The sequence below is a fragment of the Ruegeria sp. D1(2025) genome, from assembly GCF_056536425.1.
The window spans coordinates 1-631 of the sequence record NZ_JBQFPO010000046.1 but is presented as its reverse complement, the minus strand read 5'-3'; the positions used below and the strand labels follow the sequence as shown (position 1 = coordinate 631).

1 protein-coding gene is annotated in these 631 nt (G+C 55.3%); it reads left to right on the top strand.

The window, feature by feature from the left end; genetic code table 11:
* Positions 1-62: 62 nt before the first annotated feature.
* Positions 63-631, top strand: a 569-nt coding sequence (locus ACR1XU_RS23155; protein ID WP_480915724.1) for a GNAT family N-acetyltransferase, incomplete at its 3' end; no start/stop codon positions are given.

Sequence of the window (631 nt, the reverse complement as noted above, 5' to 3'; positions counted from 1 at the left end):
CCTTCGCAGTCATAGCGTGACGTTCCGATTGAGGCTAAAGTGCATTCAGCATTTGAGAAGACATGACACCGCGCCTCGTAGATATCCCAATGCTAGAAACACGGCGCCTACGCCTTCGCGCACCGTTGGCGTCTGATTTTGAGCCATTTGTCGCGTTCCGAATGTCGGAACGGGCGTCCGCGGTTGGCGGTCCATTCACGCGCTCAGAGGCCTATGGGCAATTCGGTGAACTGTTTGGCCATTGGGTTTTGCACGGATTTGGTCGTTGGATCGTGGCCGACCGCGTATCGGACGAGCCTCTCGGGGTTGTAGGGTTGTGGTTTCCCGAGGATTGGCCCGAGCCTGAAATCGCTTGGTCTGTTTTCGAAGGCGGTGAGGGTAAGGGCATCGCTTTCGAAGCCTCGCTTGCAGCTCGTGAGTTTGCATATTCAGCTCTCGGCTGGACGACAGCAATCAGCTTGATCCTGGAAGACAATCCCCGGTCATTTGCTTTGGCTCGACGCTTGGGCGCTGAGTTCGAGGCACCTTTTCAACATCCTGTACTGGGTTCGATGCAAATCTGGCGTCATCCCGGGCCAGATAATTTAGCCGAGCTAACTCTCAATGGTCTTGTCCGGCTAACTTGGGTTGA